The organism is Caballeronia sp. M23-90 (assembly GCF_053574605.1).
In genome coordinates, this window is sequence record NZ_JBSIPA010000283.1 from 1 (window position 1) to 8615 (window position 8615).

At 60.8% G+C, this 8615-nt stretch carries 11 protein-coding genes; 6 read left to right on the forward strand and 5 right to left on the reverse strand.

All coding sequences use genetic code 11. From position 1 onward, the window contains the following. On the reverse strand, positions 1 to 995 hold a 995-nt coding region (locus ACRXB1_RS23515; RefSeq protein ID WP_449493386.1), incomplete at its 3' end, for a LacI family DNA-binding transcriptional regulator. A 225-nt stretch (positions 996 to 1220) separates the two neighbouring features. On the opposite strand from ACRXB1_RS23515, the gene ACRXB1_RS23520 reads away from it, so the two are divergent. The 3 genes from ACRXB1_RS23520 (at position 1221) to ACRXB1_RS23530 (ending at position 3547) form a co-directional block, all read left to right on the forward strand. Further along, a complete protein-coding gene (locus tag ACRXB1_RS23520; protein ID WP_231941282.1) occupies positions 1221 to 2078 on the forward strand; it encodes a phytanoyl-CoA dioxygenase family protein in 858 nt (285 codons plus the stop codon). Positions 2079 to 2098: 20 nt separating this feature from the next. Next, positions 2099 to 3043, forward strand: a complete 945-nt coding sequence (locus tag ACRXB1_RS23525; RefSeq protein WP_449493390.1) for an aldose 1-epimerase — start codon at positions 2099 to 2101, stop codon at positions 3041 to 3043. 96 nt (positions 3044 to 3139) lie between these two features. Beyond that, complete coding sequence (locus ACRXB1_RS23530) at positions 3140 to 3547, forward strand: response regulator (protein WP_449493387.1); 408 nt, start codon at positions 3140 to 3142, stop codon at positions 3545 to 3547. A gap of 7 nt (positions 3548 to 3554) precedes the next feature. Here ACRXB1_RS23530 and ACRXB1_RS23535 read toward each other — a convergent pair whose 3' ends face one another. After that, positions 3555 to 4361 carry an endonuclease/exonuclease/phosphatase family protein gene (locus ACRXB1_RS23535; protein WP_449493388.1) on the reverse strand — a complete coding sequence of 269 codons (807 nt, stop codon included), beginning with the start codon at positions 4359 to 4361 and terminating at the stop codon, positions 3555 to 3557. Between the two features lie 18 nt (positions 4362 to 4379). Then, the gene (locus tag ACRXB1_RS23540; RefSeq protein WP_062000525.1) at positions 4380 to 4883 is read right to left on the reverse strand and encodes a hypothetical protein; all 504 of its coding nucleotides are present in this window, start codon (positions 4881 to 4883) and stop codon (positions 4380 to 4382) included. A 351-nt stretch (positions 4884 to 5234) separates the two neighbouring features. Between ACRXB1_RS23540 and ACRXB1_RS23545 the strand changes: the two genes are divergently transcribed. The 3 genes from ACRXB1_RS23545 (at position 5235) to ACRXB1_RS23555 (ending at position 7961) form a co-directional block, all read left to right on the forward strand. After that, the gene (locus ACRXB1_RS23545) at positions 5235 to 6212 is read left to right on the forward strand and encodes an AAA family ATPase (protein WP_062000523.1); all 978 of its coding nucleotides are present in this window, start codon (positions 5235 to 5237) and stop codon (positions 6210 to 6212) included. A 206-nt stretch (positions 6213 to 6418) separates the two neighbouring features. Then, a complete protein-coding gene (locus tag ACRXB1_RS23550) occupies positions 6419 to 7525 on the forward strand; it encodes an NAD(P)/FAD-dependent oxidoreductase (RefSeq protein WP_062168199.1) in 1107 nt (368 codons plus the stop codon). Positions 7526 to 7649: 124 nt separating this feature from the next. Next, positions 7650 to 7961, forward strand: coding sequence for a high-potential iron-sulfur protein (locus ACRXB1_RS23555; protein WP_062001010.1), 312 nt, complete (start codon positions 7650 to 7652; stop codon positions 7959 to 7961). A gap of 111 nt (positions 7962 to 8072) precedes the next feature. Here the strand turns inward: ACRXB1_RS23555 and ACRXB1_RS23560 are convergent, their stop codons facing one another. Both ACRXB1_RS23560 and ACRXB1_RS23565 read right to left on the reverse strand, forming a co-directional pair. Beyond that, entirely contained in the window at positions 8073 to 8354 is a 282-nt protein-coding gene (locus ACRXB1_RS23560) for a hypothetical protein (protein ID WP_062001009.1), read from the reverse strand. A gap of 80 nt (positions 8355 to 8434) precedes the next feature. Next, a partial coding sequence (locus tag ACRXB1_RS23565) for a Mut7-C RNAse domain-containing protein (RefSeq protein WP_449493389.1) occupies positions 8435 to 8615 on the reverse strand: 181 nt, incomplete at its 5' end.

Below are 8615 nucleotides of genomic sequence, written 5' to 3' on the forward strand. Positions count from 1 at the left end.
TGCTGGTGGAGCGGTGCGCCAGCGGCGCGGTTGTGCTCTTCCTGCAGCAGCGTTTCGACCGCCCATCGGCCGAGTTCGTAGTTGGGCAAGACGACCGTGGAAAGCGGCGGATGGGTGTGCCGTGCGATTTCCTGGTCGTCGTAGCCAAGTATGGAAACGTCTTCTGGAACGCGTAATCCGAGTTGCTTGAGCGCCTCGATTGCACCCAGCGCCATCAGGTCGTTTGCGCAAAAAATCGCGGTCGGCGGGTTTGGTTCGCGCATCAGCGAAAGCGTCTGTTCGAAGCCCGAACCGGAGCTCCAGTCGCCTTCGCGGACGAGTTCCGGCGCGAACGGCAAGTCGGCTGTGGACAGCGCCATCCGGTATCCCTTCAGCCGGTCGCGCGCCGCGTCCTGCCACGGTTCGCCATTCACATAACCGATCCTTCGGTGCCCCGCATTCAGCAAATAGTCGGTCGCGACATGGCCGCCCGCAACCTCGGCCGGAACGACCGATGAAAGCTCTGTATCGCTTGTGTAGCAGTTTAGGAGCACGGTTGGAACCTTGGACAGCGCCGCCGGCAAGCTCACTTTACGCGTGTACACCGTCGCGTAGATCACGCCGAGCACGTTCGGATTCGTCAGCGTGGCATCGAGGACTTGCTGCTCGATTTCCGCGTTGCCATGCGTTGAATACACCGCGAGCATGCGGCCGTTTGCGAACGCCGTATCGCGTGCGCCGTCAATATTCACGACAGGATGCGGGCTCGTCGAGATTTCGTCGGCGAGATAAACAATCAGGTTCTTTTCTTCCGCTGGGACCGTGGCGTCCAGCGGTTCTCGGGTCGTCATGCGGTAGCCGAGATCCTGCGCTGCCTTCAGCACCTTGTTGCGCGTGGCGTCGGAGAACTTCGCGCTCGTTGCGTTGTTCAGCACGAGTGAGACGGTCGATTGCGAGACGCCTGTCAGCTTCGCGATGTCCGTCATCGTCGGGCGGCGTTGCGTGGATTTTTTCATTTTTCGGGCCGCGAAAAAACGGCTTGTTCGATGCAATAAGACGCGATGAAGCGGTCTTTGGATGTCGCAGACGGTAGCATTAATATTTCCTGCGAGCAACGCTCCGAAACCATTGGTACGCTTGGCGTTTGATGGAATCGAGGGTGTCTAAGTGTTATTACTAATAATATTGACGACATGATGCTGGCCGTGCGATTCTTGGGGCGTGCGCTTGAGTGGCCAGAGGTGAACTCACGCGCGCCGACCGCGCCGTACGACGTGGCGCAATTCAAGGAGACGACGATGGCCCGCTACGACGAGCGCGCTCGCAATGCGCTTGCGGAAGATTTCGAGCGCGACGGTTTTGTGCTGTTGCCCGACCACTTTCCGCGCGCAACGCTCGATGCATGGCGCGCGGCATTCGAGCCGCTGTTCACGCCGCACGTTGACGAGGCTCGCGAAAAAGGCGGCAGTGGCAATCGCGGCCCGGGCCGATATTACGTGACGCTGCCGTTCGAAGGCGAGTTTGCCGACCCCGCCATTTTTTGCGATGACGACGTACTTGGCATTGTCGAACGTATCGCAGGTCCGGACCCGGTGATGTGCCAGCTCGCCACCGATACCCCCGTGCGCGGTTCCGACTTCCAGGACTGGCACCGTGACACGCCGCCTTTGTTCGATGGCGTCCCTGAAACGCCGTCGTTTCAACTGGCGGTCAATTTCCCGCTCGTCGACGTCGATGACCAGAACGGTTCGCTGGAAACGACACGCGGGACGCACCGCATATCGCGGGAAGATGCGCTCGCCGGCCTCGCCGACGGCAAATTCCCTTCCGAACGCGTGCCCATGAAACTGGGCGACGTGATGATTCGCGATGTGCGCGGTGTGCATCGGGGGACACCCAATTTCACCGATAACCCTCGGCCGATGGTCGTTATCGGCTATAGCCGTTCGTGGTATTTCCGGCCGGAGGTTCAGGTTCAAGTGCCGCGTTCGACATTCGAATCGCTTCCGCCTCGCGCAAAACGATTGCTCCGGTACAACCCGCAAGTCGACCGGACGCCGCGCAGCTTCGACGAAAGCTACCAGCGGTTCGCATATTGAACGCCGACCGGGCCGTGCAGATGGCAGATGATCCGGCGCTGATCGAGCTTCGCGCCGGAAACAGGCGGGCGTCGATCGCGCCGCATATCGGCGGGGCGATTGCTGCGTTTTATGACCTGACCGACCAGGGCGAGCGGCTGCATTGGCTGAGGCCCGCGTCGCCCGAAGCGCTTGCCGCGCGCAATCCGCTTGGCATGGCGAGCTTTCCGCTGCTGCCGTATTGCAACCGTCTGCGCGACGCGCGGTTTGTCTTCAATGGCGAGACCGTGGATCTTTCGCGCGATGGCAACGCCTTCGATCACGCGTTGCATGGTCACGCGTGGCGCCGGCCGTGGAGCGTGGTCGGGACAACGGCAAATGCGGTTGAATTGAGCCTCACGCACGCGCCGGGCGATGAATCGGCGCATCACTGGCCGTATCGGTACGAAGCAACGCAGCGCATCGAACTCACCGACGCCGGGGAATTGCTGGTCACGCTATCCATCCACAATCTTGCCGATAAACCCATGCCCTTCGGCTTAGGACACCACCCGTACTATCCACGCACGCCCTCGACGCGCATCCACACCGGCGTCCGCGCAATGTGGCACGCAACGCCGGACCTCCTGCCCACGTTTCTGGGCGCGCATGAAAGCGCGGGAATGCTGGCATCGAACGAAGGAATGGCCGCCGATGCCTTCGACCTCGATAACAATTTTGCCGGCTGGTCGAGGTCCGCGACGATCGCGTGGCCGGACGAAAACCGCAGTGTCACTCTCACCGCCGACGCCATGTTCGCCCACATGGTCCTGTACGCGCCCGCCGCGCACCCGGATTTGCTGTGCGTGGAACCGGTATCGAATACGGTGGATTTCCTGAATCTGGACGTGCCGCAGGAGGACATCGGCGGCGGCGTTCTGCAACCCGGAGAACGCGTTCGGGCGAGTTTTGGATGGCGACCATACTCCGGCACACATCAGCGCTGACCCACTTTCCCGGTATCATCTCGAAATTATCCGCGCGCTCGATTCATTGGGCGTGCTAGAACATTCGAGAATCTCAAAATTGAGGGGAAAGGCATCATGAACATCACCGACGGGGCACTGGGCGACTCTGGACTTCCCCGCCGGGTGTTGCTCGTCGACGATAGCGTCGATGCAGCCGAAGCCATGTCCATGCTGCTCGAAACGCTGGGCCACGAAGTTCGCGTGATGCACGACGGCCCGAGCGCCCTCGCAATGGTCGATGAATTCGCGCCCGAAGTCGTGATCCTGGATATCGGCTTGCCGGGAATGAACGGCTTCGAGGTGGCGCGCGACCTGCGCACGCGCGAAGTGACGAAGTCAGCGTTGTTGATTGCCCTGACGGGTTACGGCGCCGACAGCGACCGTCAGAAGGCGCATGACGCCGGTTTCGACCATCATCTGGTCAAACCCGTGTCGTTCACGGCAATAGAAACCGTGATCATCGATAAATTTTCGCAGGCTTAAAAAAGCCTCACTCCACTCGCAGCTTCGCCATATATGGCAGGTGGTCTGACAGCCACGCGGTGTCTTGCGTCGGCGTGATCCATTCGACCGGTTTCATGCCGCGCACGAACATCTTGTCGAGCGCGAGCGCCGGTGAAAAGGCCGGGTAGGTGCGCCCCGATTCCCCGAGCATGGTCGCCACTTCGCTCATGCCGAGTTCGGCGAAAAGCGGCACTGAATCGTTGCGCCAATCGTTGAAATCGCCGGCCAGGACCAACGGCCCTTCGGGCGCTTCTTTCTGGATCCACAACGCGATCCAGTTCATCTGCCGCAATCGCGCGGCGCGCGTCAGCGCCAGATGCGCGCACAGCAGCGTGACCGAACGTCCGGCGAATGTGGCGCGCGCGACCAGCAAACCGCGCCGCTCGAACCGGTGCGCCGAGATATCCCAGCGTCCGCCCAGATCCAGCGGATGCGGCGAAAGAATCGCGTTGCCGTGCCGCCACGATGGCTTGAACACGTTCTGCCCGAGCGCGATCTGCAAATCGAGCGAAGTCGCGATTTCGGTCGCCTGGCAATGCCAGAGGTCGTTGGCGGGAGCGTCGAGCAGATTGCCGAAGCTCGCCGCCAGCACGGGTTGCGGCATCCGGCGCGCCATGGCTTCTTGCAGGAAATAAGCATCGGCCCGGGTGGATTGCACCCAGCGCTGCATCGCGCTCCATGCCTGGAGACCGAGCGGCGAGCGGCCCTTGTGCAAGTTCCAGCTCACGGCCACGAAGTCGGGGATTTCGCGAGTGGAAGGAATGCCGGAATTGATGTGTTCTGGATTTCGCATGCGATCAGTGTGTTGCCCTTACTGCGCAGCCGTTGCGAGCGTTGCGCGGACTTTGTAGGTGAGCGTCGGGTTTTTATCGACGATTTGCCACGTTGACCATTCGCCCGGCTTCAGCACGAGTCCGGGGTGCGCAGCGTTGACCTGACGCGGCTGCGGCGGCAGCTTGCAGCCCGCAACGGTCACGGGCGCCGAGCTGTCCTGCAGGGTTTCCTGGGCATCGATCTGAAGCGTGATGTCGTCGGCGTTGGCGTGGACGGGCGAAAGCGTCAGTGTGCGTTGCAGGTCGATATCGCCTGCCGGTTTGTCTGCGCAACCTACATTGTTCTTGACTACATGGTGATGGGTGTCGGTGCGAGCCTGCCCGACGGCGGTCGTGCCCGTAAAGCTGTCGATCTGCTGGCCGTCCTGCAAGACCTGCAATTCCCACTTCACCGACTGCGGCGGCGCGTTTTGCGCGAGAGCGCTGAAAGGTGCTGCGACTGCAGCGCAAAAAAACAACGCGGCCGTTTGGTGTTTCAACATATGAGCTTTTCTCCTGATCCCTTTCTGTTCCGGGCGTCTCGCCCGTTCGTTCGATCCGGGTAGCTGTTTTCGACATGCGTGCTGCCTGGGCGTTCGGCGCGCAAAAGATACTTGCGGCCAATGGCGCAAATTACAAACTGAAACGTGGGCCGCCATTGCTGGAACCAGCGTGGCGTCTGCCGACGCACGTTTCGCACCCGCTCAACCCGACGATCATACAAGCGGAACGCCTCATCTGCTTGACGCTGTCGCAATAACCCCGATTGGCAGCAAACCCCCGCGAGTGCTCGCTTGCGTGCCGTTTTATGGCCGATAAACTGAATTTGCCGACCATCAGAACGGGGAAAAGCAATGAGCACCGCCGTAGTCAGACAGGAACTCGCCGTGGCATCGTTCAGCAAGGTCTACGACCTGGACGAAGTCGAAACCGCATTGAACGACCTGAGCGAAGGCGGCAGCGAAGCCCTGCGCTCAACCTACGAAAAAATGCTCAAAGCCGGCAATCTGCGCTTTTGCGTGAAGCCGAACCGGATGCCGTCCATCGACGATCTGGTGGCGGATCTGCCGAATTTCGCGGAACCGTTGAACGATATCCGCAAGCAAATCGCGTTGTGTCTCGAAACCGAGGACAGGCTCGAACTGATGCCAATGCTGTTGCTGGGCGACCCTGGCATCGGCAAGACGCATTTCGCGAAACAGCTTGCTCGTTTGCTCGGCACGTCGTGCCATTACCTCGCAATGAGTTCCCTGACCGCCGGCTGGATTCTGTCGGGCGCGTCGTCGCAATGGCGCAACGCCAAGCCGGGCAAGGTGTTCGATGCGCTCGTCAACGGCAGCTACGCAAACCCGGTCATGACGGTCGACGAAATCGACAAAGCCACCGGCGACGCCCAATACGATCCGCTCGGCGCGTTGTACGCGCTGCTGGAACACGATACGGCGAAGAGTTTTATCGATGAATTCGCCGAAATTCCGATCAACGCAGGCAACGTGGTATGGATCGCAACGGCGAATCAGGCAAACACGATCCCCGAACCGCTGCTCAACCGCATGAATGTGTACGAGATCGCGCCGCCGGATCGCGATGGTGCGCGCCGTATCGCTCAATCGATCTATCACGAGATCCGCAGCGCACACGCCTGGGGCGCGCGCTTCCCGGAAACGCTCGGCGATGCACCACTCGACGCGCTGACGAAAGCCTCGCCCCGTGAAATGCGGCGCGCGATGCTGAATGCTTTCGGCAATGCGCGCATCGACAACCGGCACGAAGTCCAGGCAAAAGACATTGAACTGGCTAACGGCAGCCGCAAGAAAGCGATCGGATTCTGACCAGGCGGATTTATTGAAATCTGCAAAAAGTGGTCGAAATATGGCCTGAAACTGTCAAATTTCTGGCAAAACGGCCATCTTTCCTGAAATTGAGCTGATTGTTTCGGAAAATGATACGAGTTTCGGCGAGTCCCGATCGGTAATTGTGTTTCTCGCAACAAATGCAGCAACAACGCATCGAGCCCGGGCTCGCCTAGAATGAAGAGATGGACAGGATCGAATGTGTGGTGATTGGCGCAGGTGTGGTCGGCCTTGCTGTCGCGCGAGCGATGGCGGCGCGCGGCCGCGAGGTGATCGTGCTCGAAGCGGGCGAAGCGGTCGGGATTGGCACGAGTTCGCGCAACAGCGAAGTGATCCATGCGGGGCTGTACTACCCGCGCGGATCGCTGAAGGCCGAGTTGTGCGTGCGAGGCCGCGCGATGCTCTACGAGTATTGCGACGCGCATGGCGTCCCGTATAACCGCTGCGGGAAATTGCTGGTTGCGACCGCGCGCAACCAGTTGCCGCAGCTCGCCGCAATCCAGCAGAAAGCCGTGGAAAACGGCGTCCTGGATCTGGTCCGCGTGAGCGGCGCCGACGCAATGGCGCTCGAACCGCATCTTCACTGCGTGGAGGCGATGCTTTCGCCGCAGACGGGGATTATCGACAGCCATCAGTTCATGCTCGCGCTTCAAGGCGACGCCGAACGCGATGGCGCGACCGTGGCGTTCCATACGCCGGTGACGCAGATCGATGCGCGCGACCGGTGTTTTATCGTGGAGACGGGTGGCGATGCGCCTTTGCGATTCCAGGCCGATTGCGTGATCAACAGCGCCGGCCTGTTCGCCAATGACATTGCGCGGCGGATTCGCGGGCTGGATGCGCGCCATGTGCCGCCGCTTTACTTCGCGAAGGGAAACTACTTCAGCGTGAGCGGACGCACGCCGTTTGACCGCCTGATCTACCCGATGCCGAACGAGGCCGGACTTGGCGTTCATCTCACCATCGATATGGGCGGGCAGGCCAAGTTCGGGCCGGACGTCGAGTGGATCCAGAAGATCGACTATTCCGTCGATGCCCAGCGCGCCACCGGCTTTTACGCCGCTATTCGCGCCTATTGGCCCGATCTGCCCGATGACGCCTTGCAACCCGCTTATGCGGGAATCCGGCCGAAGCTTTCCGGGCCCGGCCAGCCCGCCGCCGATTTCATCATCCAGGGACGCGCGGCGCACGGCGTGGCGGGGCTCGTGAATCTGTTCGGTATCGAATCGCCGGGGTTGACGGCTTCCCTGGCGATCGCGGAGAAAGTTGCGAGGATGCTGAGCGTTTCTTGACGCCTTCGGAGTTTCTTATCTCCGCCATTTGAGTGATGCCGTGCCGCGCCCCGTTGCTATGCTCTTGGACATCGCCGTCGAAAAGAACGGCGTCCCCCAATACACAGAACCCCGGAGCACATCAATGAAATCCACCCGACGTACTTTCCTGATCTCGAGCATTGGCATGGCATCGGCGCTGGCGGTCTCGCGCACGGCCTTCGCCGATCCGGTCAAGCTGCCCGAAACAGATCCCATGGCGAAGAGCCTCGGCTACAAGGAAGACGCCGCCACCGTCGACAAGTCCAAGTTCCCGCGCTACGCGGCCGGCCAGGACTGCGGCAATTGTTCGTTCTATCAAGCGAAGGCGACCGACGCGTACGCTGCATGTCCGATGTTCGCGGGCAAGCAAGTGGCATCGAAGGGATGGTGCAACGCTTATAACAAGCGAGCCTGATTCGGCTGAAGCATCGTATAGATGGAAAGCTGACCCCGGCGTAAGAAGAAAAAGCCGTTCCCTCATCGAGCGGAACGGCTTTTTTTCATTCTGCAGACAACACATGGCTGATCAGTTCGCAGCCTTGCGCTCCAGTCCCGCCTTCACCAGCAAATCGGCGAGCGCTTCGCTCATGCCGCCTTCGTGCTGGGTTGCGTGTTCCTGCAACTGCTTGACGAGATGGCTGTCCAGCTTGCACGCGAACGGCACCAATCCCTTTTCCTGATCCAGACGACGCTGTTCACGCTTGTCGAGCTTCGGCTCGGGGGGAACGCCGAAGCGTGCCGCGTTGCCTTGCTTCAGTTCGTTGGCGAGCTTGAGCGCCTTGTTTTTTTCGAGGTCGAATTTTTTCACGCGTTTTTCCTGAAGCAATGGAGACACAAAGGCCGAGGCGCGTATTGTACGCAGGTCCCGGGTTTGCCCCGTTTCCCTCGCTAGCCCGGGGCCGGAACCGGCGGCGCGCCGGCTTCACCGTCCATCAGGTCTTCGATGCGCGCCCGCATCCGCTTCCAGTGCGAGCCTTCCCAGAACACCCGCCGGCAGACATCGCAGGTGACAAAGCGTGTGTGGCGCACAAGCACGCCGTCCGGGACACGGTCGCCGACTTCGTCGGCG